This window comes from Streptomyces sp. NPDC032091 (assembly GCF_055580265.1).
The window spans coordinates 440,841-465,922 of the sequence record NZ_JBVILR010000003.1 but is presented as its reverse complement, the minus strand read 5'-3'; the positions used below and the strand labels follow the sequence as shown (position 1 = coordinate 465,922).

The window sequence follows — 25,082 nt, the reverse complement described above, 5'->3', positions numbered from 1 at the left end:
GGTGCGATGACGCCTCAAGCTGGGCTCATGAGCCAACGCAATGACGCGCTGCGGGCGGCGAGACTCCGTGTCGGCTGGCGCACGATGGATCAGGCAGCCAAGGGGCTGTCCGAGCACGGTCGGCGGCTTCTCCAGGACCGGCACTTCGACGTCTCCCCTCGTACCTGGCGGCGCTGGGAGGGGGAGCGGCCCGGCTGGCCGGCGGAGGAGACGGCGATCGTGCTGCACGACGCTCTCGGCCGGTGGCCGGAAGATCTGGGGTTCACCGTGCCTGCCGGATGGATCCGTCCCGAGGCCCGTCAGGGGGAAGACGTGAACAGAAGACAGTTCGTCTCCGTGACCGCTGCCGCGCTCGTGCCCGGTCCGATGGCGTCCCAGCACGTCGACCCGGCGCTCATCGAGTACTTCGAGCAGCAGCTCGAAGGGCACTACCGGGCCGACATGTATCTGGGCCCCCACGACCTGATCGGCACCGTCAGCGCGCAGTACCAGTTGATCGACAAGCTGATCCGGTCGGCCAGGGGGGAGGTGCGCCGGGGGCTCCTGCGGGCCGGGGCGGCCTACGCGGCGTTGGTGGGCTGGCTCTACCAGGATGCGGGTGACCTGGGTGCCGCCGCCTTCTGGCGCGGGGTCACGCAGGAGATAGCGGTACGTTCTCGAGACAGCCATCTCATCGGGTACAGCCTGGTCAACCAGGCGCACGTCCGTACAGACCTGAGCGACGGGCACGGCGTCATCGACCTCTGCGAGGCCGCCCTCGACCTGTCGGACGGGCTTCTGCCCAAGATCCGCGTCATGGCCCTGCAACAGCAGGCGCACGGCGCCAGCCTCACCGGCGACCGCGCCGCCGTGGACCAGCTCATCGACACCGCCGACAGCCTGCTGCCCCGCGTCCACGACGACCTCCCCTGGGGAAACGCCTGCCGCAGGACCCCGGCATACCTGGAGGTCCAACGCGCCACCTGCTACGGCCGGCTCGGCCTCGGCCGGGAAGCGGACGCCCTCTGGGCGCAGGTCCTCGACGTCGTCCCCGCCGCCGCCCGCCGGGACCGGGGCGTCTACCTCGCCCGGCACGCCACCTCGGCGGCCACCGCCCGGGAACCCGATCACGCGGTCGAGATTGCCCGTGAAGCGGTGGACATCGCCGTCGAGACCAGGTCCGCACGCATGGTGCGGGAACTGCGCACCCTGGAACGGGCCATGCGCCCGTGGCACGATGCAGCCGTAGGCCGGGACCTCACCGAGATCCTGGCGCCGGTTGGCAAGGGGAGCTGACATGGGCGTACCGAGGGTGTTGTCCGACCAGGAGATCGCCGAGAACCTGACCAACCTGCCCGGCTGGGAACGCAAGGGCGACGAGATCACCCGCACCTACGAGATCCGCTATCACGCCGCCGTGGCGGCCATCGTCACCATCGCCGACCGGTCCCGACGCATCCAGCACCACGCGGACCTGGACCTGCGGATCGACCACCTGCGGGCCACCGTCACCACCCACGACGCAGGCCACCGCCTCACCGCCGCCGACTTCGACCTCGCACACCGCATCGACGCCATCGTCGCCGCCCACCAAGCCCTCCCACTTGACTGACCAGACCAGATGATCGAAGCGGAGCTGAAGGCACGCGTCCACGCGCCGCAAGAGACGATGCGACGGCTGGATGAACGGGCCGAGGGCCGGGTCGAGGTATATCGGGACACCTACTACGACACCGTCGACGCAACGCTCGAAGTGCGGGACGAGGAGCTGCGCGTCCGGACCGTGCACGGTTCCGGCGACACCCGCACCGTCCTGACCTACAAGGGGGCCCGGGTCGACGAGGGATCCGGCTCCAAGCCTGAACACGAGACCCGGGTCGAAGACGCCGAGGCCGTCCACGCGACCCTGCGCGGCCTTGGTTACGTGCCGACCATCGCGTTCGAGAAGAGGTGCAGGAACTACACCTTCCAGGCCCGAGGCCGCCAGATGCTGGCCACCCTGGTCCGCGTACCCGAACTGGAAGGCACCTTCCTGGAGCTGGAGACCCAGGTGGAGGAGAAGGACGTGTCCGCAGCCCTCGACGACATCAGGTCCGTCTTCGCTGAACTGGGCATCGGCCCGGACGACCTCACCAACGAGCTGTACACCACGTCGGTCAAGGCCCAACGCCTGAGCGAACAGAACGAGGCATAGGAGCCAGCGCCTCGCGGACGCCAACGTACTCACAGGCTGACCCAAGACGGTCGCCTGACGCCGGGACTCCGGCAGCGCGTAGCGATCTGACGCGCCCACCGGCCCCGGATGCCGCTCCGTTCGTCATTCCGTGCGGGTATCAGCCCCGGGCGGCCGCCGGACGCCGGAATTCGAGGAGCGCGTAGCGATCTGGGGCGCCCGCCGGTCCCGGGGGACGATCCCGTCGTCCTTTCCTGCGGGTAGCGACCCCAGGCGGCTGGTAGACGCTGAGACGGGAGGAGCGCGTAGCGATCTGGTGCGGAGGGAGGCCCCGGCCACCGCCGCATCGGCCCGGATGCCCGGTCTGGCGGCCCCCGACCACCCCGGCGCAGCGCTGATCCCGCCGGATGTCTCAGGTACGACCGTGCCGTCCTTTTGGGGGTTTCCCGGCAGTCCTTGTCTTTCCGGGGCGGGCTGTTCTGTCAAGGGTCGCCGTAGGCGATCGCGTAGCGACGCGACGAAGGAGCGCCCTTGACAGGGCGGCCCGAACCGGAAGGACAGTGGGACTGACGGGAAAGCCCCAACCCTGCTCTGAGACCGCTCGCTGAGGTCCCGGCCCTCCCTCGTCCCGGTTCGCCTTCCTGTTCCCGCCCGGCGGCAGGCCGCCCCCCCACCCACCGCCCCGCACCCGGGGAGGCGGGTGGGCAGCCACCGCCCGGCCCCCGCCGCGCCCCCAGCGGCCCGCCGCACTGTGCCGCCACCGCCCGGGCGGGACCCCGGCCGGCGGGCGGGCAGCCACCGGCCGGCGCCCGTCGCTCGCGGGGGTGAAGGTCCCGTCCGGCCGTGACCTCGTACGAAACGGCATCCGCCGGGGGCCGTCGTGGGGACCGGGCGTGCGGAGGGGGGCTGGTTCGCGTACGGTTGACGGTCGCCCATGCACGTCAGAAGGGGGCCTTGGTGGCCGCGCAGAATGCCGCTGTCGACAGCACGGCGGATTCCGTCCGCGATCGGGAGATCGCGGTCGAGCAGACGCATCTCGATCAGGTGTACCGACGCCTTGAGGAGAAGATCCACGAGGCCGAGTTCCTCATGAACGACGCCGCCAAGCGCGGCCAGGTCGGCACGCCCGGTGCGCTCGCCGAGCGGGACGCGCAGGTCTTCCGGGCAGGGATCCACCTGAACCGGCTGAACAACGAGTTCGAGGACTTCCTCTTCGGGCGGATCGACCTCGTGCTGGGCAAGGACGGGGAGCGCGGCCCCGACGGGGCGTACACCTCCGTCCAGCCCGCCGACGACGCGATCCGGCCCGACCTCACCGCCGACATCGCCGAGACCCTGCACATCGGGCGGATCGGCGTCCTCGACAGCGACTACGCGCCGCTCGTCATCGACTGGCGGGCCCCGGCCGCTGCTCCGTTCTACCGGTCGACCCCGAAGGACCCCGGCCGGGTCATCCGGCGCCGGGTGATCCGTTCCAAGGGCCGCAAGGTGCTCGGCGTCGAGGACGACCTGATGCGTCCCGAGATCACCGCCACCCTCGACGGCCGGGAGCTGCCCGCCATCGGCGACGGCGCGCTGATGGCCGCCCTCGGGCGGGCCCGTACGCACACCATGCGGGACATCGTCTCGTCCATCCAGGCCGAGCAGGACCTGGTCATCCGCGCCCCCGCCGCCTCCGTGGCGGAGGTCGCGGGCGGGCCGGGCACCGGCAAGACGGCCGTCGCCCTGCACCGGGCCGCCTACCTCCTCTACCAGGACCGCCGCCGCTACTCGGGCGGCATCCTGATCGTCTCGCCGACGCCGCTGCTCGTCGCCTACACCGAGGGCGTGCTGCCCTCGCTCGGCGAGGAGGGCCAGGTCGCGATCCGGGCGCTCGGCTCCCTCGTCGACGGCGCCGAGGCGACCACGTACGACGACCCGGCCGTGGCCCGGATCAAGGGCTCCTCCCGGATGCTGAAGGTGCTCCGCAAGGCGGTGCGCGGCGCCCTGGAGCTGGGCGACGCCCCCGAGCGGCTGCGCGTGGTGGCCTTCGGCCGCCGGGTCGAGCTGGAGGCGCCGGAGCTGAACCGGATCCGGCAGAACGTCCTCGGCGGCACCGCCCCCGTGAACCTGCTGCGCCCGCGCGCCCGCAAGCTCCTCCTCGACGCCCTGTACGCCAAGACCGGCGCGAACGGCCGGCACAGCGACCCGGAGCTGGCGGCCGAGCTGCGCGGCGCCTTCGACGAGGACATCTCCACCGAGGACGACTTCCTCGGCTTCCTGAACGCCTGGTGGCCGGAGCTCACCCCGCGCCGGGTGCTGGCCGCGATGGCCGACGAGCGGCGCCTGGGCCGCTGGTCGCGCCGGGACCTGAACCCGCGCGAGACCCGGCAGCTGGCGCGTTCGCTGCGCCGGGTCGGGCCGGACGGCTCGGGTCCCCTCTCGGTGCACGACGTGGCGCTGCTGGACGAGCTCCAGCAGCTGGTGGGCGCGCCCGCGCGGCCCCGGCGCAAGCGGGAGATGGACCCGTTGGACCAGCTCAGCGGGCTGGAGGAGCTGATGCCGACCCGGGAGGAGACCACCTGGGAGCGGGCGGAGCGGATCGCGGCGGAGCGCACCGAGTACGCGCACGTGATCGTGGACGAGGCGCAGGACCTGACGCCGATGCAGTGGCGGATGGTGGGCCGGCGGGGCCGTACGGGCACCTGGACGGTGGTCGGGGACCCGGCGCAGTCCTCCTGGACGGACCCGGAGGAGGCGGCCGCGGCCCGGGACGAGGCGCTGGGCTCCCGGCCGCGCCGGCGGTTCACGCTGACGGTGAACTACCGCAACCCGGCCGAGGTCGCCGAGGTGGCCTCGCGGGTGCTGGAGCTGGCGATGCCGGGGATGGAGCCGCCGACGGCGGTGCGCTCGACGGGCCTGGAGCCGCGCTTCACGACCGCCGGAGAGGACCTGGGGGCGGCGGTGCGGGAGGAGACGCGGCGGCTGCTGGGCCAGGTGGACGGCACGGTCGGCGTGGTCGTGGCCATGGACCGGCGGGCCGAGGCGGCGGGCTGGCTCGCCGACCTGGGCGAGCGGGCGGTGGCGCTGGGCAGCCTGGAGGCCAAGGGCCTGGAGTACGACGCCACCGTGGTGGTCTCCCCGGCGGAGATCGCGGCGGAGTCCCCGGCGGGCCTGCGGGTGCTGTACGTGGCGCTGACGCGGGCGACGCAGCAGCTGACGGTGGTGTCGGCGCAGGCCGACCGGCCGGACGGGGCCGGGGTGCCGGAGCTGCTGCGGCCATGAGCGTGACGGCGGCGTCCAACTCGCGGGAGGGGGGACCGCTTCCGGCGATCCTTTGTTAGCCTGGTTACGACACCGGCTCGATCCAAGCCCCCGGGCCCAACCTTCGTCGCTCAGAGCGACCACTTGCCGCGAGGCGAGCATGGCGGGTCGGTGTCTTAGTCATCCCGTCCGTCCTGGACGGAACACCAGGTCCGCGCCTCCACCTGTGGGGGCGCGGACCTGTTTTGTGTGGACCCACCATTCCAACACCCCGAGTTCTCTCGTATGGTGGAAGAGTTCTTCCGAAATTTGTAGCTGGTTACCTCGTACCGGCTGGTAGGTGGGACGATCGGACAACAGGTCCTGCCACACCTGCCGTGTGACGGGGCCCTGTGCGTACAGAAGAACCAGGGACAGAAGAGGAACACGGCCATGGCAACGGCGCCCAGCGTCTCGTATTCGATGACGGTCCGCCTGGAAGTGCCCGCGAGCGGAACCGCGGTCTCCCAGCTCACCACCGCCGTGGAGTCTTCCGGAGGCTCGGTCACGGGCCTCGACGTGACCGCCTCCGGCCACGAGAAGCTCCGCATCGACGTCACCATCGCCGCCACCTCCACCGCCCACGCCGACGAGATCGTCGAGAAGCTGCGCGGCATCGAGGGCGTCAGCCTCGGGAAGGTCTCCGACCGAACCTTCCTGATGCACCTCGGCGGCAAGATCGAGATGTCGTCCAAGCACCCCATCCGCAACCGCGACGACCTCTCGATGATCTACACCCCGGGCGTCGCCCGCGTGTGCACGGCCATCGCCGAGAACCCCGAGGACGCGCGCCGCCTGACCATCAAGCGCAACTCCGTCGCAGTCGTGACCGACGGCTCCGCCGTCCTCGGCCTCGGCAACATCGGCCCGATGGCCGCGCTGCCCGTCATGGAGGGCAAGGCGGCCCTCTTCAAGCGCTTCGCGGGCATCGACGCGTGGCCGATCTGCCTCGACACCCAGGACTCCGACGAGATCGTGGCCATCGTCAAGGCGATCGCCCCCGGCTTCGCCGGCATCAACCTGGAGGACATCTCCGCACCGCGCTGCTTCGAGATCGAGGCCCGGCTGCGCGAGGCCCTCGACATCCCCGTCTTCCACGACGACCAGCACGGCACCGCCATCGTCGTCCTCGCCGCCCTCACCAACGCACTGCGCGTCGTGGGCAAGGCAGTTGAGGACGTCAAGGTCGTCATGTCGGGCGCCGGCGCCGCCGGTACGGCCATCCTCAAGCTGCTCCTCGCCGCCGGTGTGAAGAACGCCGTCAGCGCCGACATCCACGGCGTCGTGCACGCGGGCCGCCCCGACCTGGTCGACGCCGCGCCGGACTCCCCGCTGCGCTGGATCGCCGACAACACCAACCCCGAGGGCTACACCGGCACCCTCAAGGAGGCCGTGGTCGGCGCCGACGTCTTCATCGGCGTCTCCGCCCCGAACGTGCTCTCCGGCGAGGACGTCGCCGCCATGGCCGAGGGCGCCATCGTGTTCGCGCTCGCGAACCCGGACCCGGAGGTCGACCCCGCCGTCGCGCGCCAGACCGCCGCCGTCGTGGCCACCGGCCGCTCGGACTTCCCGAACCAGATCAACAACGTGCTGGTCTTCCCGGGTGTCTTCCGCGGCCTCCTGGACGCCCAGTCCCGGACCGTGAACACCGACATGATGCTGGCCGCCGCCACCGCCCTCGCCGACGTCGTCGGCCGCGACGAGCTGAACGCGAACTACATCATCCCGTCCGTCTTCAACGACAAGGTCGCGGGCGCCGTCGCCGGCGCCGTCCGCAAGGCGGCGCAGGCCGGTGCCGAGAAGGGCGCTGTGACGGGGCCCACGGCCTGATACCGGCGCGTCGCGGGATGCGGGCCCCCCGGGGCGCCTCTAGGGTTGCGGGGATGCCCGCGCAGCGCGCGGTCCGCATCAGCGTCGGAGCCTCGAATGCGACGGAGCGTCACCGCGGCGTGACTGTGGCGCTTTTCGTGTGACCCTGGCGGGTGCCGGATTGGCTTTCCCGCCGCTGGTGGGGGCAGGATGCGTAACCGGGCGAGAGGGTCTGACGTTCAGACCCGGGTCCGGGGACTGTCCTAGGGCCCTGGCAGCATCGGCTTCGATCTCACGCCTCTAAGGCAAGTTGAACACGGGAGTACAACATGAACCGCAGTGAGCTGGTGGCCGCTCTGTCCGAGCGCGCCGAGGTGACCCGCAAGGACGCCGACGCCGTTCTGGCCGCGCTCGCCGAGACCGTCGGCGAGATCGTCGCCAAGGGCGACGAGAAGGTCACCATCCCCGGCTTCCTGACCTTCGAGCGCACCCACCGTGCCGCTCGCACCGCGCGCAACCCGCAGACCGGCGACCCCATCCAGATCCCGGCCGGCTACAGCGTGAAGGTCTCCGCGGGCTCCAAGCTCAAGGAAGCCGCCAAGGGCAAGTAGTACCGCCCTTGTGCCGAGGGCCGCACAGGCCCTCGGGACGGCAGTGGTACGCAGTAGTACGTAGAACGGCCGAGGGCGGCCACCCCCGCGGGGGTGGCCGCCCTCAGGCCTTTACCGGGCCTCCCAGGCCCTCCCAGGGGCCTTGCGGGCCCCGGGAGGGGGGAGATCCGGACGACGGTGCTCCGGCTCGACCGGACGACCGTCAGGCGCGGTCCCGGCGCGGTCGTCAGACCAGGTCGCCGTTGGGGAGCTCGACCTTCGCGCCGAGCTCGACGAGCTTCTCCATGAAGTTCTCGTAGCCGCGGTTGATCAGGTCGATGCCGTGGACGCGCGAGGTGCCCTCGGCCGCCAGCGCCGCGATCAGGTACGAGAACCCGCCGCGCAGGTCGGGGATGACCAGGTCGGCGCCCTGCAGCTTGGTGGGGCCGGAGACGACCGCCGAGTGCAGGAAGTTGCGCTGGCCGAAGCGGCAGGCGCTGCCGCCCAGGCACTCGCGGTACAGCTGGATGTGGGCACCCATCTGGTTCAGCGCCGAGGTGAAGCCGAGGCGGGACTCGTACACCGTCTCGTGGACGATCGACAGGCCCGAGGCCTGCGTCAGGGCCACGACCAGCGGCTGCTGCCAGTCGGTCTGGAAGCCGGGGTGGACGTCCGTCTCCAGCGCGATCGCCTTGAGCGGGCCGCCCGGGTGCCAGAAGCGGATGCCCTCGTCGTCGATCTCGAAGGCGCCGCCGACCTTCCGGAAGGTGTTCAGGAAGGTCATCATCGAGCGCTGCTGCGCCCCGCGGACGTAGATGTTGCCGCCGGTCGCCAGGGCCGCGGAGGCCCAGGACGCCGCCTCCAGGCGGTCCGGCAGCGCCTGGTGGTTGTAGCCGCTCAGACGGTCGACACCGGTGATCCGGATGGTCCGGTCGGTGTCCATGGAGATGATCGCGCCCATCTTCTGCAGCACGCAGATGAGGTCCTCGATCTCCGGCTCGACGGCGGCGTTGCTGAGCTCGGTCACGCCCTCGGCCAGGACGGCCGTCAGCAGGACCTGCTCGGTCGAGCCGACCGACGGGTAGGGCAGGCGGATCTTGCATCCGCGAAGGCGCTGCGGGGCCTCCAGGTACTGGCCGCCCTCGCGCTTCTCGATGGTCGCGCCGAACTGGCGGAGCACGTCGAAGTGGAAGTCGATCGGCCGGCCACCGATGTCGCAGCCGCCCAGGCCCGGGATGAAGGCATGGCCGAGACGGTGCAGCAGCGGACCGCAGAAGAGGATCGGGATGCGGGAGGAGCCCGCGTGCGCGTCGATGTCGGCGACGTTCGCGCTCTCGACGTGGGTGGGGTCGAGGATCAGCTCGCCCGGCTCCTCGCCGGGGCGCACGGTCACACCGTGCAGCTGGAGCAGACCGCGCACGACCCGCACGTCACGGATGTCGGGAACATTGCGCAGCCGGCTCGGCTCACTGCCGAGCAGGGCGGCCACCATGGCCTTCGGCACGAGGTTCTTCGCACCGCGGACACGGATCTCGCCCTCGAGCGGGGTTCCGCCGTGGACAAGCAGGACATCGTTGCCGGTCATGGATCTCGCGTTCCGGAGTGGATGGGCAGGGGACCAGTGGTAAGGGTAAGGGCCACCACCCCCTTGTTTGTATGGGTGACGGGGCCGTATGACTGTCATGAATCAGGCACACCACGTACGGTGTCCGCCAGGTAGCGGAGTGTTGCGTTCCGGGCGTGCGGGGCGTCGCGCGCTCCCGTCTGCAGCCGTGCGCCCTGAGCTGCGCGCGATCCGATCCCGCCGCCCGCTCCCCCCGGAGGGCGAATGTGCGAGATCATGTGCCCATGACCGAGGTGTCCTCCCTCACAGGGCGGCTGCTCGTGGCCACCCCCGCCCTCGCGGACCCGAACTTCGACCGCGCGGTGGTGCTGCTGCTCGACCACGACGAGCAGGGCTCCCTCGGCGTGGTCCTCAACCGGCCCACCCCCGTGGACGTCCGCGACATCCTGCTCCCGTGGGCCCCGCTGGCCGGCGACCCCGGCGTGGTGTTCCAGGGCGGGCCCGTCGCCCTCGACTCGGCCCTGGGGGTCGCGGTCATCCCGGGCGAGGAGGGCCCCCTCGGCTGGCGCCGCGTGCACGGGGCCATCGGCCTCGTCGACCTGGAGGCCCCGCCGGAACTGCTCGCCGCCGCCCTCGGGGGCCTGCGCATCTTCGCCGGCTACTCCGGCTGGGGGCCCGGCCAGCTGGAGGACGAGCTGGGCGACGGCGCCTGGTACGTCGTGGACTCCGAGCCAGGCGACGTCTCCTTCCCCGACCCCGAACGGCTCTGGCGGGCGGTGCTGCGCCGCCAGCGCAGCGAGCTCGCGATGGTCGCCACCTATCTGGACGACCCGTCGCTCAACTGACCCCGGCGGGGTTCAGTACCCTGGATTTCATGAGCACTCTTGAGCCCGAGCGCGGCACTGGTACGGGGACCCTCGTAGAGCCGACGCCGGTGGTGTCCCACGGCGACGGCGACCACGAGCGCTTCGCCCACTACGTCCAGAAGGACAAGATCATGGCGAGCGCCCTCGACGGGACCCCCGTCGTCGCGCTCTGCGGCAAGGTGTGGGTGCCGGGCCGCGACCCGAAGAAGTACCCGGTCTGCCCCATGTGCAAGGAGATCTACGACTCCATGGGCGCGGGCGGCGACAAGGACAAGGGCGGCAAGGACAAGTAACCGGTCCGGCTCCCGCCGGGAAGGCCCCCGGGCGCGCACCTCGGTGCGCCCCGGGGGCCTTCTCATTTGTCTGGACCTTTCACCGCCGGGCCCTTTTCCGGGCCCCCCGGCGGCGTTAGGGTCGGCGCCACGCATGGTGTGCTGTGAGGGGCTGACGCATGGACCTGATCCCCGTACCCCGGGTGGCCGTTCCCGACGAGGAGGGGCGCCGCCACGTCTTCGGCCCCGAACCCGTGCTCGACACCGGCCCGGGCTGCCACGGGGTCGCGCGCTGGCTGCGCCGGGAGGTCGGCGGCGCCACCGGATGGGCGCTGCCCCCGCCCGGGGCCGGCGCGCGGGGCGACGTACGGCTGCGGGTGGACCCGGAGGGACTGGAGCCCGAGGCGTACCGGCTGGAGGTCGGCGCCGACGGCGTCGAGCTGACCGGCGCGGACCCGGCCGGGCTGTTCTGGGCCGCCCAGACGCTGCGTCAGCTGCTCGGCCCCGACGCCCACCGCCGGGCCCCGCTGCGGCCCGGGCGGACCTGGGACCTGCCCTACGTCCGGATCGCCGACGGCCCGCGCTTCGGCTGGCGCGGGCTGCTGCTGGACGTGGCCCGGCACTTCATGCCCAAGGACGGGGTGCTGCGCTACATCGACCTGCTGACCGCGCACAAGCTCAACGTGCTGCACTTGCACCTGACGGACGACCAGGGCTGGCGCATCGAGATCCAGCGCCACCCGCGCCTCACGGAGACCGGCTCCTGGCGGCCGCGCAGCCGGTGGGGGCACCGGGCGTCCCCGCTGTGGAACGAGACCCCGCACGGCGGCTTCTACACCCGCGACGACATCCGCGAGATCGTCGCGTACGCGGCGGAACGGCACGTGCGCATCGTCCCCGAGATCGACCTGCCCGGGCACTCCCAGGCCGCCATCGCCGCCTACCCCTGGCTGGGCAACGCGGACGTCGTCGACACCGCCGCCCTCGGGGTGTGGGACGACTGGGGCATCAGCGAGAACGTGCTCGCGCCCACCGAGGAGGTCCTGCGGTTCTACGAAGGGGTCTTCGAGGAGCTGCTGGAGCTGTTCCCGCCCGAGGTCTCGCCGTTCGTGCACGTCGGCGGCGACGAATGCCCCAAGGCCCAGTGGCGGGCCTCGGCGACGGCGCAGGCGCGCATCCGGGAGCTGGGCGTGGACGGGGAGGACGGCCTCCAGTCCTGGTTCATCCGGCACTTCGACCGCTGGCTCGCCGACCGGGGCCGCCGGCTCATCGGCTGGGACGAGATCCTGGAGGGCGGCCTCGCGGACGGCGCGGCCGTCTCCTCCTGGCGCGGCTACGCGGGCGGGATCGCCGCCGCCGAGGCCGGCCACGACGTGGTGATGTGCCCCGAGCAGCAGGTGTACCTGGACCACCGTCAGGCGGGCGGCCCCGACGAGCCGATGCCCATCGGGTACGTACGGTCCCTGGAGGACGTCTACCGGTTCGAGCCGGTGCCGCCGAAGCTGTCGCCGGAGGCCGCCGCGCGCGTGCTGGGCGCGCAGGCCAACGTGTGGACCGAGGTGATGGAGCACCAGGGCCGGGTCGACTACCAGGTGTTCCCCCGGCTGGCGGCCTTCGCCGAGGTGGTGTGGTCGCCGCTGCCGGAACCGGAATCCCGGGACTGGGACGGGTTCGCGGCGCGGGCCGAGGCGCACCGGGCGCGGCTGGACGCCCTCGGGGTCGAGTATCGGCCACCGGGCGGACCGCTGCCGTGGCAGCGGCGGCCGGGGGTGCGGGGCCGTCCGATCGAGGGCGCGCCCCCGATCGTGTGACCCGGGGGCGCGGGGACCCGTACGGGCCCGGGGGTGCCGTCGTCGGCCGGAAGCGGAACTCTTCGGGAACCTTTGGAACTGTCGCTCGAACAAGGCGGATCCGGGGGAAAACGGACGTTCGGGTCGGTCTCGGGTGAGAGCGGGACGGGCCGGGTCGGGAGGGCGGGAGCCGGGGGTTCCGGCCGGGGGAGTGACGGGGCCCGGCGGCGGTTCGGCCGGGGTCCGGGCAGGGTTCGGGCAGGGCTCGACCGGGGTGACGGGAGCGTGACGGGCCGGCGCACGGGAGGTGTCCGGGCGGGCCCTCCCCCGGCCCCCGGGCGGGACGGGGCGGCGGTGCCCGGGAGACCCTCGCGCCGGGTGGTCCCGAAGATGTGCCAGAGTTGCCACGTCCCGGCGGTGAGCACGTACCGTACGGCGGACAGGCGTGAGCGCCAGGACCGGGACATCGGGAAGGGGCAGCTGGGTTGACCACGCACGCACCGCACACACCGCATTCGGCTCAGGGGCCGCACACCCCGCACGCGTCGCCGGGGCAGGCGGCGCAGTCCGTGATGCTGCCGGCCTCGCTCGACGAGGCCGTCGCGGCGCTCGCCGCCATGCCCGCGGCCGTCCCGGTGGCCGGCGGCACCGACCTCATGGCCGCCGTCAACGCCGGACTGCTGCGGCCCGCCGCACTGGTGGGCCTCGGGCGGATCAGCGAGATCCGCGGCTGGCAGTACCAGGACGGGCACGCGCTGCTCGGTGCGGGCCTGACGCACGCCCGGATGGGGCGGCCGGATTTCGCCGCTCTGATCCCGGCCCTGGCCGCGGCCGCGCGTGCGGCCGGCCCGCCGCAGATCCGCAACGCCGGAACCCTCGGCGGCAACATCGCCACCGGCGCCCCGACCGGTGACGCGCTGCCCGTGCTGGCGGCCCTGGAGGCGGTGCTGGTCATCGTCGGCCCCGGCGGCTCGCAGCGCGAGATCCCCGTCTCCCACCTGCTCGCCGGGCGCGAGATGCTGCGTCCGGGCGAACTGATCGGGTTCGTGCGGGTGCCACTGCTGCACGCCCCCCAGGTGTTCCTGAAGGCCACGGGGCGTACGGGGCCGGGACGCGCGGTGGCGTCCGTGGGGCTCGTGCTGGATCCCGCGCGCCGCGGTGTGCGGTGCGCGATCGGCGCGGTGGCCCCGATGCCGCTGCGCCCGCTGGAGGCCGAGCAGTGGGTGGCCTCGCTGATCGACTGGGACGGGGACCGCAGCCTGGCCCCGGAGGCCCTGGAGGCCTTCGGCGAGTACGTCGCGGCGGCGTGCGTGCCCGACCAGGGGCAGCAGGTCTCCGCCGGAGTACTGCATCTGCGGCGGACCGTCGCCGTGCTGGCGCGCAGGGCCCTGGGGAGGGCGCTGACCTCATGAGTGAGAACGAGAACGTGAGCGGAACGACCGGGGACACGGGGAACACGAACACGGGGAACGCGGGGAACATGGGCGACGGCGGCGGCGCGGGGGCCGGCTGGGGCTGGGAGCCGGTGCCCCAGGGGGGCGACTACGACTCCGACGCCACCGCCTTCGTCCAGCTGCCGCAGGACATGCTGGACGCCCTCGACACCGGGGAGCCCCTGGCGGCGCCCGGACACGGCTTCGTGCCGCCCCCGATGATCATGCCGCTGGGTTCGTCCGGCAGTACGGACCCCAGCGCCACCGGGACCTGGGCGATGCCGGTCCAGTGGCCCGAGGTGGGCGGCGCGCCCGGCCAGGGCCCCGCCGCGGACGCGGCCGCTCCGGCCCGCGGACCGATCCCGGCGTCCATCCCGCTTCCGGCGTCGGTGGCGGCCGCTTTCGCGCCCGCCGAGCCGGAGGCGCCCGCGGAGTTCCGCGGCGGCGCCCAGCCGGGCACCGCCCACGCGGGGGCGCAGCCCGGCTCCCACCTGGCCTCCCACGCGGGCGCCCACGGGGCCGCGCAGCACGCGGGGCCCGGGGACTTCGCGGGGCACGGGCAATTCGCGGGACACGGGGAGTTCGCGGGGCCTGGCGAGTTCGCGGGACCTGGCGAGTTCGCGGGGCCCGGGGAATTCGCGGGGCACGCGGAGTCCGTGCAGTTCGCGCAGCCCGCGGAGTTCGTGGAGCGCGCGGAGCCCGTCGGGTTCGCGGAGCAGCGGCACGTGCAGCCCTACGCCGACCCGCACGCCGGGACGGATACGGATTCGGGGGCGACGGCCGAATGGCAGTTCCCGGACGCGCTGCACCGGGACGAGGAGGCTTCGGCCACCGGGCACTGGACGCTGCCGGCCGACCTCACGGGCGGCGGTGTGGGTGCGGGTGCCGGTGCGGGTGCTGATGGTGCCGGTGGTGCGGCGGGTGTTGGCGGCTCCGACGGGCTCGGGCTCGGCTCGGGTGACGGCGGTGGTGCCGGTGCCGGGCACGGTGGTGCCGGGCACGGTGGTGAGGTGCCCGGCGGGACCGGGGAGTTCCGGGTCGGCGGGCCGGACGGCGGCTGGGGCGGCGCCCCGGCGACGCTGCCCGGCGGGGCCCAGGCGCCCTGGGCGGTGGCCGCGGGGTCGGGCGGGCCGGGTGGGCCGGGTGCGGAGGCCGTGGCGGCCGGGGCCGGGGCGCCGCTGAGCTCCGGGGTGCTGCCGGGCGACGGTGCCCCGGGTGCGCACGCGGCGGGAGCCGGGGCGCCGGGGCGCGGGCCGAGGGTGCTGGGCGGTCCCGGTGTCGGGACCCCGCTGCCCGAGGGCTACCCCCAGGCCGGGCCGGAGCCCGAGTCGGTGCTGGAGGCTGCCCCGGACATCGAGGCATCCCACGGCCACGGCACGGCGCAGCCCCCGGCCGGGGACGAGCGGCCGCGCCCGGCGGAGGCCGAGGGCGCCGACGCCGACGCCGTTCCGGGGGAGGGGTCCGCCCCCGCCCCGGTACCGGGCGGGACGCACGGGCACGGCTTCGGGGAGGGGGCCGGCGCCCCCGCCGAAGCGGAGGCCGCGCCCGCGCCGGGTGAGGACACCGCCGACAGCGCCGTGCCGGCCCCGGCCGGGCACGACACCGGGGAGTTCCCGCTCGGGGAGGCGTCGTACGAGGAGGAACGGCACCCCGCCGTCGCGCATCACGAGCACCCGTCCGCTTCGTACGTCCTGCGTGTCAACGGCGCCGACCGGCCCGTCACCGGCGCCTGGATCGGCGAGTCCCTGCTCTACGTGCTGCGCGAGCGGCTCGGCCTGGCCGGCGCCAAGGACGGCTGCTCGCAGGGCGAGTGCGGGGCCTGCGCGGTCCAGGTCGACGGGCGCCTCGTCGCCTCCTGCCTGGTCCCGGCGGCGACGGCGGCCGGCTCCGAGGTCCGCACGGTGGAGGGACTCGCCCAGGGCGGGGAACTCTCGGACGTGCAGCAGGCGTTGTGCAGGTCGGGCGGGGTGCAGTGCGGTTTCTGCGTGCCCGGCATGGCCATGACCATCCATGACCTGCTGGAGGGCAACCACGCCCCCAGCGACCTGGAGACCCGGCAGGCGCTGTGCGGCAACCTCTGCCGCTGCTCCGGCTACAAGGGCGTCATCGGGGCGGTCCGCGAGGTCATCGCGGAGCGCGAGGCGACGGCCGCGCAGGCGGCCGAGTCCCCGGCGGAACCCCTCATCCCGCACCAGGCACAGCCGGGCGAGGGTGGCGTCCACGGCTTCGACACCCCCTTCACCGGACACGGCTTCGACGCGACGCCCCCCGGCCCGAACGGCACCCTCGGCGGCAACGGCTTCGACGCGTCGGGCGCTTTCGACGCGGCGGCGCCGGGCCCGAACGGCACCTTGGGCGGCAACGGCTTCGACGCGGCCGGCGCCGCGGGCGGCTTCGACGCGTTCGGCGCCCTCGACGCGACCGGCCCGAACGGCATCCCGGGCCCCGCGGCCCCCGGCCCGCACGCCTTCGACGGCACCCACGGCGGCCCGCACGACACCAACGGCAACGGCATCGGCAACGGCATCGGCTTCGACGGGATCCACCACAACGGAGGCATGGCGTGAGCGGGCAGGACGCGGCCACGGCGACGACCACCACGACCACCACCATGACCATGGCGACGCTGAACGGCGGCGCCGACGGCGACGGTGACGGCGGCGGCGACCAGCAGCGCCCCGCGCGCGGCATCGGGGCCTCCGTCCCCCCGGCGGACACCCGTGCCAAGGCCGAGGGCACCTTCCCCTACGCCGCCGACCTGTGGGCCGAGGGCCTGCTGTGGGCTGCCGTGCTGCGCTCCCCGCACGCCCACGCCCGCATCCGCTCCATCGACACCTCGGCCGCCGCCGAGATGCCGGGCGTGCGCGCCGTCATCACCCACGCCGACGTCCCCGGCGCCACCACCCACGGCCGCCGCATCGCCGACCGGCCGGTCTTCGCCCACGACGTCGTGCGCCACCACGGCGAGCCCATCGCCGCCGTGGCCGCCGACCACCCCGACACGGCCCGTCTCGCCGCCGCCGCCATCGCCGTCGAGTACGAGCTCCTCGACGCCGTGACCGACCCCGAGCAGTCGTTCGGCGCCGCCCCGCTCCACCCGGACGGCAACCTGATCCGGCACATCCCGCTGCGCTACGGCGACCCCGAGGCCACCGGCGAGGTGGTCGTCGAGGGCCTCTACCGCATCGGCCGCCAGGACCCGGCCCCCATCGGCGCCGAGGCCGGCCTCGCCGTGCCCCGCCCCGACGGCGGAGTCGAGATCTACACCGCCTCCACCGACCCGCACACCGACCGCGACCTCGCCGCCGCCTGCTTCGGCCTCGACCCGGACCGCGTCCGCGTCGTCGTCACCGGCGTCCCCGGCGCCACCGCCGACCGCGAGGACCCCGCCTTCCAGCTCCCGCTCGGCCTCCTCGCCCTGCGCACCGGCTGCCCGGTCAAACTGGCCGCCACCCGCGAGGAGTCCTTCCTCGGCCACGCCCACCGCCACCCGACCCTGCTGCGCTACCGCCACCACGCGGACGCCGAGGGCCGACTGGTCAAGGTCGAGGCGCAGATCCTGATGGACGCCGGCGCCTACGCCGACGCCTCCGCCGAGTCCCTCGCGGCGGCGGTGGCGTTCGCGTGCGGCCCGTACGTCGTCCCGCACGCCTTCGTGGAGGGCTGGGCGGTCCGCACGAACAACCCGCCCTCCGGCCACGTGCGCGGCGAGGGCGCCATGCAGGTCTGCGCGGCCTACGAGGGCCAGATGGACAAACTCGCGGCCGCCCTCGGCATCGACGGCGCGGAGCTGCGCCTGCGCAACGCCCTCGCCACCGGCGACCTCCTCCCCACGGGCCAGACGGTGACCTGCCCGGCCCCCGTGGCGGAACTCCTCCGCTCGGTACGCGACTTCCCCCTCCCCTCCCTCCCCAAGGACACCCCGGAGGAGGACTGGCTGCTGCCCGGCGGCCCCGAGGGCGCCGGCGAGCCCGGCGCGGTGCGGCGCGGCGTCGGCTACGGCGTGGGCATGGTCCACATGCTCGGCGCGGAGGGCGCCGACGAGGTGTCCACCGCCACCGTGAAGGTGGTCGGCGGCACCGCCACCGTCATCTGCGCGGCCGTCGACACCGGCCAGGGCTTCGCCACGCTCGCCCGCCAGATCGTCCAGGAGGTCCTCGGCATCGACGAGGTGACCTGCGCCCCCGTCGACACCGACCAGCCGCCCGCGGGCCCCTCCGCCCACGGCCGCCACACGTGGGTCTCGGGCGGGGCCGTCGAGCGGGCCGCGAAGATGGTCCGCACGCAGCTCCTCCAGCCGATGGCCCACAAGCTCGGCATGTCCACCGAACTGCTGCAGATCCAGGACGGCCGGATCACGTCGTACGACGGCGCCTTCTCCCTCTCGGTGGCGGAGGCCATAGAGGGCAAGGAGCTCTGGGCGACGGCCCAGTGCCGCCCGCACCCGACGGAGCCGCTCGACGACCACGGCCAGGGCGACGCCTTCGTGGGCCTGGCCTTCTGCGCGATCCGCGCGGTGGTCGACGTGGACATCGAACTCGGCACGGTCCGGGTGGTGGAGCTGGCCGTCGCGCAGGACGTCGGCCGGGTCCTCAACCCCCGGCAGCTGGAGGCCCGTATCGAAGCGGGCGTCACGCAGGGCGTCGGCGCGGCGCTGACGGAGAACCTCCGCTCGGTCGCCGGCCTGGTCCGCCACCCCGACCTGACGGGCTACGCCCTGCCGACGTCCCTGGACGCCCCGGCGGTGCGGATCGTCCGGCTGGTGGAGGAACGGGACGTCGTGGCCCCCTTCGGGGCGAAGGCGGCGAGTGCGGTCCCGGTGGTCACGACCCCGGCGGCGGTGGCGTCGGCGGTGCGCGCGGCGACGGGCAGGCCCGTGAACAGGATCCCGATCCGGCCATCGGCGGCGGTGGCGGCGCCCAACTCGTAGCGGCCTGCCCCACCTTGCCGTCGGTGCCGGTCGTTAGAGTGAGGGGAGACGCGGTACGGGGAGTGCGGGGGAGGACAACGTGGCAACGGACAATGCTCCGGGGCTGCTGGGCATCGGCGTAGCCGGAGGCCTGGCGGACGCGGTGATGCGCCAGGCGCAGGCGCTTGAGGTCGAGTACGAGTCGATGACCGACTACAAGAATCGGGTCGACGCGCTGCTGAAGAAGTTGGACGGCTCGGAGGCGGACGCCGGCAAACTCGCCCACGGCACCCTCCCCGCCGGCACCTTCGGTACGGGCTTCGCGGAGGCGGAGGCTCTGTTCAAGGCGTACGACACAGTCCACAGCGAGCTTCAGAAGCTGTCTAAGGGGCTAGCAGGGCAGATCGAGGCGCTCGGCATTGCCATCCAGATGACGGGCAAGGAATACGGCGGCGTGGATGAGGAGACGCGGGCGCGGATGCGGGCCCTCATCCAGCGCTCGAAGGAGGAGTACGTCAAGGACCGCGACCCCCTCGTCCAGCAGCAGAAAGAATCCCAGAAACACCAGAGCTCCCCCACCCCGACTCCGAGCACGTCGAAGGGCACGATCTGATGGCGACGACGGACTTCGAGGGCTATTCGCACGAGCAGCTGCTCGCAATGATCGCCTCTCTCGACCCGGAGACGGTCAAGACGCGCGCCACGCAGCTGGCGGACGCGGCGAAGGCGCTCAACGAGATCGGCGACAGCCTGAAACGCCACCAGGTCAAGGGCTGGGAGGGCGAGGCGGCCCACGCGTTCCAGGAGTGGGTGAATAGCGCGGGCAACGCCACGCTGACGCTAGGCAAGTACAGCGATGTGGGCAGCCAGTGGATGACGCATGCCGCTCAGACGATGGTCGAGGTCAAGGCCAACACCCCCAAGTACGACAAGGCGGCTGCCGACAACCTGCAGGCGGCCCGCACGTACCACAACGACCCGGACGCACAGCAGATCGGCCAGACGGCCCACGCCAAACTGACGGCCGACCACGAACAAGCGGTCCAGCAACTGACAAAGCTGGCCCAGTCCTACGACGCCTCGGCGACCCAACTGGGCCGAGCGGAGCCCCCGACGTTTCCGCCGCCACCGCCGGAGTTTGACCCAGGGCGTGGCGAGCAAACCTACTTGGAGCGCCCGAGTGGCGGTTCTGGCGGTGGCTCTGGTGCAGGCGGGAGCGCCTATACCTCCTCAGCTCCCCAAGAAGTCGATCCCTCGGGTGCGGCCGCCAGAAGTTCTGGTAGCCCGTCAGGGTCTGGCGGTTCCTTGCCTCCGGTGACTGGGCCAGCTCAGGTTTTGCCGCCGGTCACGCCAGACCACACCGTGGACGTCGACCTCGACCACGTTGCGACGTTGCCAGACAGGGGTCTGACGCCAGCGCCAAACCTGCCCGCTGGACCCGCGCCGGTTGGACCTGGGCCTGTTGTACCTGGGGGGTGGACTTCTCCCAATGGCCCTGTCCCGCGTGTGACACTTCCGCCGGTCGGAGGAGCCCCCAAACTGGGAGGAGGCCCGCTGCCGGTTGGCATCGGTGGCAGGGCTGGTGGAGTACCCGTTCCGCCCCCGCGCGACGCCGGGATTGTCAGCGGTCGGCCAATTTCCAGTGGGGGGACCAGTGCTGGCATCCCACGCGGCACCGTCATCGGTGCAGAAGGCCCGCATGCCGGCGGCCGACCCGTCCCCGGCGCGATGGGTGGCGGTCTCGGCGGAGCGCACGGCACCCCTGGTGGTCCGACCGCAGGTCGTCGGCTCGCGATGGAGCGCGGTGGCGTTGTCGGCGGTCGACAGTCAGCCAGCCAGCCATTCACCCAAGGGGGATCTGGTCTCGTGCGCAATGCGCCTGGAGTTGGAGCAACGGGCCACGCTGGACCCGGTGTTCCGAGTCCGGGCAAGCGGAGCCAAGGAAATGGTGGAGATCGGCCCGACTACCTTTCGGAAGACGAAGAGACCTGGCAGGGCAACCGTCGCGTTGTCCCGCCGGTGATCGACTGAGCTGAACGGATAAGCAAGAGATGCGCATGCGAAAGGCGACCTCGGCCCTGGTGGGTCTGTTGTTGGCTGGGGTCGCCGCGACGCCAGCCCATGCGCAGACCATCCGAGAGCAGCAGTGGCATCTCGATGCCATGAAAGCGGATGAAATCTGGAAGGCCAGCACCGGTGAAGGCGTAACTGTCGCGGTGATCGATGGTGGCGTTGGGCGGGTCCCGGAACTTGAAGGCCAGGTTCTTCGGGGCAAGGATTTTGCGGCTGGCCAAGCGGGCTATGAGGGAGACGAGCGCAACGACTACAACAAGCACGGCACGGGCATCGCTGCAGTGATCGCAGGCTCGGGTAAACATCCGAGCGGTGACGGAGCTTACGGGCTGGCACCTGGGGCGAAAATTCTTCCTATCCGGGTGCCGCTGGACCTAAGTCCTTCGACTCCGATCTGGGCCTCTGCCATTCGGTATGCCGCGGATTCGAATGCCAAGATTATCAACATTTCCCTCGGTGTAGACGGCTCGGTAAATGATGACCGGCTACGTGCCGAGGCCGTGAGATATGCGCTTTCCAAAGGGAAGTTGATCTTCGCTGCGGTGGGGAACGATGGCAACACGACCAACTGGGTTGAATATCCAGGCGCCACTCCTGGCGTTGTAGGCGTCGGGGCCGTGGGGCCCGACGGTGGTGCCACAAAGGAGTCTCAGCACGGGCCGCAAGTCGACCTGTCTGCCCCCGGCATCGACATTGTGACTGCGTGCGCAGGCAAATCAGAGCTGTGCAAGAGCCACGGCACCAGCGACGCCACAGCCCTAGCCTCCGCCTCCGCCGCCCTCCTCTGGTCCGCCCACCCCACCTGGACCAACAACCAGGTCCTCCGGGTCCTCCTCAACACCGCCGGCAAGCCCGTGGACGGCGTCGAGCGGAACGACTACATCGGCTACGGCGTCGTCCGCCCCCGCGTCGCGCTGCCCACCCCCGGTGATCCCGGACCGCCGGACGTGTACCCCCTCCCCGATCTCGCCGCGGCGGCAGCCAAGGACACGCCCGTTCCCTCGACCGGGGGAAAGATCACACCGTCGCAGGCGCCGCAGGCCTCCGCTGCGGTAGACAAGGGCGACGGCAGCAGCTGGACCTGGATCGCCCTCGGGCTCGGGGCCTGCGTCCTCATCGGTGGTGCCGTCACGGCGGTCGTCGTACGCAGGGCGGCCCACCGCTGACCTGAACCCGCACGGGAGTGGAGCGCACCGGATGTCCTTCGACGAGGAATGGGCCACGGCGCGCGCCACCGCCGCCGCCAACGCGGCCCTGCGGCTAGACCACGCCGGAGCCGCACCCGGCTCCACCGCCGACCTCGCCCTCAACCAGGACCACATCGGTGCCGTCGGCAGCGAGGCGTACAAGCTCCACTCCCGCCTCCAGACCGACGGCCGCCACGCCGCCACCGCCTCCGCCGAAGCCGCTTCCGCCCTCGCGCGGGAAGGCTTCGCCAGCGGGGCCGCCCTCGCCAAGGCGAACAGCCGCTGGGAGAGCCAGGTCAAGACCCTCGTCGCCGCCTGCGCCCAGATCTCCAACGGCCTCGACTATTCCCTCTCCTCCCACGCCAAGGAAGAGCAGCGGCTCTACGCCGAGTTCACGGCGTCCAAGATCGACCAGTACCTCTCGTAGCCGTGCTGACCTACGAGAACGTCCTGAACGCCCCCATCGGCCCGCTCGCCACCGCCGTCCGCGACTGGCAGGCGCTGGCAGCCAAGCTGGAGGAGCTGGCCGAGGCCGCCCGCAACGGCATGAAGGCCAAGTCCGACCAGGCCGAATGGAGCGGGGTCACCGCGGGCGTGGCGCGGCCGTTCGTCGACAAGACGGCCAAGGAGTTCCAGGACGCGGCCAAGGAAGCCAAGGGCATCCATCACGCGCTCACCCAGGGTCACGACGCCTTCACCTCCTCCCGCGAGCGGCTGCGGAAGATCGCCGAGGAAGAGGCCCCCGCCGCCGGCTTCCGGGTGGACGCCAGGGGCAAGGTCGAGCCGCTGCCGCTGACCACCGAGGCGGACCGCGACGCGGCCCGGCACGATCCGGACTACCAGGAGTCCCTCCGCGTCAACCGGCCCCTGTGGCAGGCGAAGGTCGACGCCGCCATCGACTCCTGCGACGACGTCGACCAGTCCCTCGCCCGCCTCCTCAACGCCAACCTCGCCGAGGACCACAACTTCAGCGCCCCGAAGTACTCCGGCCTCACCGCCGAACAGGCCGGCCGCGCGACCGACCTCGCCAGGAAGGGCCGTAGCCTCTCGCACGCCGAGCTGACGGAACTCAACGAACTGCTGGCCGACAATGCCAAGGTCCCCGAGTTCTCCACCGCCTTCTACGGGAACCTCGGCCCCAAGGGCGCGCTCCAGTTCTTCGGCGCCATGTCGACCGACACCTTCGAGTACGGCAAGCTCGACGAGCAGCGCCTGAAGGACGTCCAGGAGCTCCAGCGGAACCTCGGCTTCAACCTGGCCACCGCCACCCGATCCACCACCGAACCCCACCTGCCCGACAGTTACGCGGCCGAGCTCCGGAAGCTGGGCACCCAGCAGATCCCCGTCGCCCGCTACGACCAGAACCCGCCGTACGGTTACCAGCTGCTTGGCGGCATCATGCGCTACGGGAACTACGACCCGAAGTTCCTGGTCCCGATCGCGGAGCACGCGACGCAGATCCACGCCAAGAACCCGGACTTCTTCACCGGAACCCGCCAGCTCAACGGCTACGGCAAGAACATGCTGAACCCCTCCGGGCTCAACGGAGCGGGCTACGACCCGGTGGTCAGCTTCCTGGAGGCGCTGGGCCACAGCCCGGAGGCGTCGGCCCGGTTCTTCGACCCCGAGAACCACTCTCACGCCTATAACCAGGACGGCACTGAGAAGTCCGGGCGCGCGGACTTGGGTACGGACGGGAAGGGGAAGCCATTCGAGAGCTACCTCGACTTCTTCGCCAACGAGAAGTACCGCTCCACCGTCGACATGGAGGGCATGAACCCTGACGACTTGAGCAAGGTCGCCAACTACATGCCCGATGCATTGGGGCACGCCTTGGAAGCGGCCACTCTTGGCCATGCCTGGGACGATCCCAAGCCCGAGCTCCACCGGAGCGTGGCCGGGGCGCACGTCATGGAGGCTGTAGCGCTGAAATACGGCGGTGATGCCGGACTGCTCAAGCAGCACGAGGTCCTCGCGGACAGCCTTGGAAACATGACCGCCGGCTATATCGACGACGTCAACCAAGCACTGAGTAAGGAAGGGCAGCGCAGCGTCTTTGCCCCTCCGGCAGGAGATGGACAGGCGCACGCGAACTTCGAACGCAGTGGTGCCCGTGACCTCCTGGCCGCCCTGGGACAGCACCCTGATGCCTACGCTACGGTGTCGACCGCCGAGCGCGTCTATTCGGCTAGCGTCCTGGAGAGCCAGGGGGTGCATGATGGTGCGATCGACGAGGGCCGGGCGCGGGCGACGATCCGTACCAGCGCCGAGGTGCAGGGCATCCTCGACGAATCCCGGGCGAGCCAGGTCACGGGAGTCGCCGAGAAGAAGCACGAGGCGTATGAGAAGGCGCATGAACAGAGTTCCTCGTGGATCGGGTTCGGCACCACGGCTGCCATCGCGGCAGGAGTTGCCTTCCTGCCCGCCACGGCAGCGGCCGCAGGTGTGGCAGCCGTCGTCGTCCCCCTGGCAGTGGATACCGGTACGGGTCTCGTAGAACAGGCAGCGGGGCAAGTTATCGGGGAATGGTCTGACGAGGTCAAGGAGGAGCACAAGGACAAGATCGACGGCGAGACGCATGACGCCAACAAGGCGATGTTCCAGGCTGGGGAGTACAGCGCCGAGGCGCCCATGAGGGCGTTCATGGAGCGTCATGATGTCGATCCCAACAGTGACTTCGGAAACGACTTCGTCGAGTCGATGCGCATCGGCTACGAGCAGGGCAACTCCATCAGCCGCCAGCAAGGCCACGAGTCTCAGACCAAGGGTGTCAAGTGAATGGCAGAAGGCCGAGGTCCCCACTAGGGGGCCTGGTCCTCTTCGCCGTTGCGGTGGTGGGATGCTCTGGTGAGGCGTCGGAGCAACGGGCCCCCATGCCGACCGTGAAGAAGGTCTCGGCTGATCAGGCCTGCGTCGGCCTGTTTTCCGGAGACGGCGGGAAGGCGCTGGAGCGGGTCCTCGAATCAACGGAGTTCCAGCTCCGGAACGAAAAATGGAACCCGAACGTCAGGGCCGTCGCGCAGGTGATGGAGGACGCGTACAGGTCTGGCGACAGGATCCGGGCGATGCCCCAGTCGACGTGTGAGGTTTGGGGGTCGGACAGGGAACCTCACACCCCGTCGGCGCTTTTGCGGTTTACCGCTTCCAGCAAGTGG

At 71.9% G+C, this 25,082-nt stretch carries 17 protein-coding genes; 16 read left to right on the top strand and 1 reads right to left on the bottom strand.

The features are described from left to right. The first annotated feature begins 27 nt into the window (after nucleotides 1-27). The 6 genes from ACZ5NJ_RS07945 (at nucleotide 28) to ACZ5NJ_RS07920 (ending at nucleotide 7,854) form a co-directional block, all read left to right on the top strand. Complete coding sequence (locus ACZ5NJ_RS07945; protein ID WP_468763823.1) at nucleotides 28-1,275, top strand: Twin-arginine translocation pathway signal; 1,248 nt, start codon at nucleotides 28-30, stop codon at nucleotides 1,273-1,275. Between the two features lies 1 nt (nucleotide 1,276). Further along, the gene (locus ACZ5NJ_RS07940; RefSeq protein ID WP_468763822.1) at nucleotides 1,277-1,591 is read left to right on the top strand and encodes a 4a-hydroxytetrahydrobiopterin dehydratase; all 315 of its coding nucleotides are present in this window, start codon (nucleotides 1,277-1,279) and stop codon (nucleotides 1,589-1,591) included. Nucleotides 1,592-1,600: 9 nt separating this feature from the next. Further along, nucleotides 1,601-2,173, top strand: a complete 573-nt coding sequence (gene cyaB / locus ACZ5NJ_RS07935; RefSeq protein WP_468763821.1) for a class IV adenylate cyclase — start codon at nucleotides 1,601-1,603, stop codon at nucleotides 2,171-2,173. A 936-nt stretch (nucleotides 2,174-3,109) separates the two neighbouring features. Further along, on the top strand, nucleotides 3,110-5,416 hold the full coding sequence (locus tag ACZ5NJ_RS07930) for a HelD family protein (protein WP_468763820.1): 2,307 nt from the start codon (nucleotides 3,110-3,112) through the stop codon (nucleotides 5,414-5,416). Nucleotides 5,417-5,827: 411 nt separating this feature from the next. Beyond that, complete coding sequence (locus ACZ5NJ_RS07925; RefSeq protein ID WP_468763819.1) at nucleotides 5,828-7,264, top strand: NAD-dependent malic enzyme; 1,437 nt, start codon at nucleotides 5,828-5,830, stop codon at nucleotides 7,262-7,264. 308 nt (nucleotides 7,265-7,572) lie between these two features. Beyond that, nucleotides 7,573-7,854, top strand: coding sequence for an HU family DNA-binding protein (locus ACZ5NJ_RS07920; RefSeq protein WP_007264399.1), 282 nt, complete (start codon nucleotides 7,573-7,575; stop codon nucleotides 7,852-7,854). A 226-nt stretch (nucleotides 7,855-8,080) separates the two neighbouring features. On the opposite strand, the gene murA is transcribed toward ACZ5NJ_RS07920, so the two are convergent. Then, on the bottom strand, nucleotides 8,081-9,418 hold the full coding sequence (murA, locus tag ACZ5NJ_RS07915; protein ID WP_468763818.1) for a UDP-N-acetylglucosamine 1-carboxyvinyltransferase: 1,338 nt from the start codon (nucleotides 9,416-9,418) through the stop codon (nucleotides 8,081-8,083). A gap of 263 nt (nucleotides 9,419-9,681) precedes the next feature. Between murA and ACZ5NJ_RS07910 the strand changes: the two genes are divergently transcribed. From ACZ5NJ_RS07910 to ACZ5NJ_RS07865, 10 genes are all read left to right on the top strand, one after another. After that, the gene (locus ACZ5NJ_RS07910; protein ID WP_045947037.1) at nucleotides 9,682-10,242 is read left to right on the top strand and encodes a YqgE/AlgH family protein; all 561 of its coding nucleotides are present in this window, start codon (nucleotides 9,682-9,684) and stop codon (nucleotides 10,240-10,242) included. A 29-nt stretch (nucleotides 10,243-10,271) separates the two neighbouring features. Continuing rightward, nucleotides 10,272-10,556, top strand: a complete 285-nt coding sequence (locus ACZ5NJ_RS07905) for a DUF3039 domain-containing protein (RefSeq protein ID WP_468763817.1) — start codon at nucleotides 10,272-10,274, stop codon at nucleotides 10,554-10,556. Between the two features lie 158 nt (nucleotides 10,557-10,714). Continuing rightward, the gene (locus ACZ5NJ_RS07900; RefSeq protein ID WP_468763816.1) at nucleotides 10,715-12,346 is read left to right on the top strand and encodes a beta-N-acetylhexosaminidase; all 1,632 of its coding nucleotides are present in this window, start codon (nucleotides 10,715-10,717) and stop codon (nucleotides 12,344-12,346) included. A 464-nt stretch (nucleotides 12,347-12,810) separates the two neighbouring features. Next, on the top strand, nucleotides 12,811-13,737 hold the full coding sequence (locus ACZ5NJ_RS07895) for an FAD binding domain-containing protein (protein WP_468763815.1): 927 nt from the start codon (nucleotides 12,811-12,813) through the stop codon (nucleotides 13,735-13,737). Then, complete coding sequence (locus ACZ5NJ_RS07890) at nucleotides 13,734-16,325, top strand: (2Fe-2S)-binding protein (RefSeq protein ID WP_468763814.1); 2,592 nt, start codon at nucleotides 13,734-13,736, stop codon at nucleotides 16,323-16,325. The genes ACZ5NJ_RS07895 and ACZ5NJ_RS07890 overlap by 4 nt, the downstream gene beginning before the upstream one ends. 50 nt (nucleotides 16,326-16,375) lie before the next feature. Next, on the top strand, nucleotides 16,376-18,688 hold the full coding sequence (locus ACZ5NJ_RS07885; RefSeq protein ID WP_468763888.1) for a xanthine dehydrogenase family protein molybdopterin-binding subunit: 2,313 nt from the start codon (nucleotides 16,376-16,378) through the stop codon (nucleotides 18,686-18,688). A gap of 79 nt (nucleotides 18,689-18,767) precedes the next feature. After that, a complete protein-coding gene (locus ACZ5NJ_RS07880; RefSeq protein ID WP_468763813.1) occupies nucleotides 18,768-19,280 on the top strand; it encodes a hypothetical protein in 513 nt (170 codons plus the stop codon). A 1,444-nt stretch (nucleotides 19,281-20,724) separates the two neighbouring features. Continuing rightward, nucleotides 20,725-21,906 (top strand): type VII secretion-associated serine protease mycosin, encoded by a 1,182-nt coding sequence (mycP, locus tag ACZ5NJ_RS07875; RefSeq protein ID WP_468763812.1) that lies wholly within the window; start codon nucleotides 20,725-20,727, stop codon nucleotides 21,904-21,906. A 31-nt stretch (nucleotides 21,907-21,937) separates the two neighbouring features. Next, nucleotides 21,938-22,354: a hypothetical protein gene (locus ACZ5NJ_RS07870; protein ID WP_468763811.1), complete on the top strand. Its 417-nt coding sequence runs from the start codon at nucleotides 21,938-21,940 to the stop codon at nucleotides 22,352-22,354. A 2-nt stretch (nucleotides 22,355-22,356) separates the two neighbouring features. Then, complete coding sequence (locus tag ACZ5NJ_RS07865; protein ID WP_468763810.1) at nucleotides 22,357-24,705, top strand: hypothetical protein; 2,349 nt, start codon at nucleotides 22,357-22,359, stop codon at nucleotides 24,703-24,705. Nucleotides 24,706-25,082: the final 377 nt, after the last annotated feature.

Coding starts and splice junctions, on each gene's coding strand:
- murA (WP_468763818.1), bottom strand. CDS start 9,418: ATGACCGGCAACGATGTCCTGCTTGTCCACGGCGGAACCCCGCTCGAG.
- cyaB (WP_468763821.1), top strand. CDS start 1,601: ATGATCGAAGCGGAGCTGAAGGCACGCGTCCACGCGCCGCAAGAGACG.
- ACZ5NJ_RS07920 (WP_007264399.1), top strand. CDS start 7,573: ATGAACCGCAGTGAGCTGGTGGCCGCTCTGTCCGAGCGCGCCGAGGTG.
- ACZ5NJ_RS07925 (WP_468763819.1), top strand. CDS start 5,828: ATGGCAACGGCGCCCAGCGTCTCGTATTCGATGACGGTCCGCCTGGAA.
- ACZ5NJ_RS07940 (WP_468763822.1), top strand. CDS start 1,277: ATGGGCGTACCGAGGGTGTTGTCCGACCAGGAGATCGCCGAGAACCTG.
- ACZ5NJ_RS07910 (WP_045947037.1), top strand. CDS start 9,682: ATGACCGAGGTGTCCTCCCTCACAGGGCGGCTGCTCGTGGCCACCCCC.
- ACZ5NJ_RS07900 (WP_468763816.1), top strand. CDS start 10,715: ATGGACCTGATCCCCGTACCCCGGGTGGCCGTTCCCGACGAGGAGGGG.
- ACZ5NJ_RS07945 (WP_468763823.1), top strand. CDS start 28: ATGAGCCAACGCAATGACGCGCTGCGGGCGGCGAGACTCCGTGTCGGC.
- ACZ5NJ_RS07890 (WP_468763814.1), top strand. CDS start 13,734: ATGAGTGAGAACGAGAACGTGAGCGGAACGACCGGGGACACGGGGAAC.
- ACZ5NJ_RS07885 (WP_468763888.1), top strand. CDS start 16,376: ATGGCGACGCTGAACGGCGGCGCCGACGGCGACGGTGACGGCGGCGGC.
- ACZ5NJ_RS07905 (WP_468763817.1), top strand. CDS start 10,272: ATGAGCACTCTTGAGCCCGAGCGCGGCACTGGTACGGGGACCCTCGTA.
- mycP (WP_468763812.1), top strand. CDS start 20,725: ATGCGAAAGGCGACCTCGGCCCTGGTGGGTCTGTTGTTGGCTGGGGTC.
- ACZ5NJ_RS07870 (WP_468763811.1), top strand. CDS start 21,938: ATGTCCTTCGACGAGGAATGGGCCACGGCGCGCGCCACCGCCGCCGCC.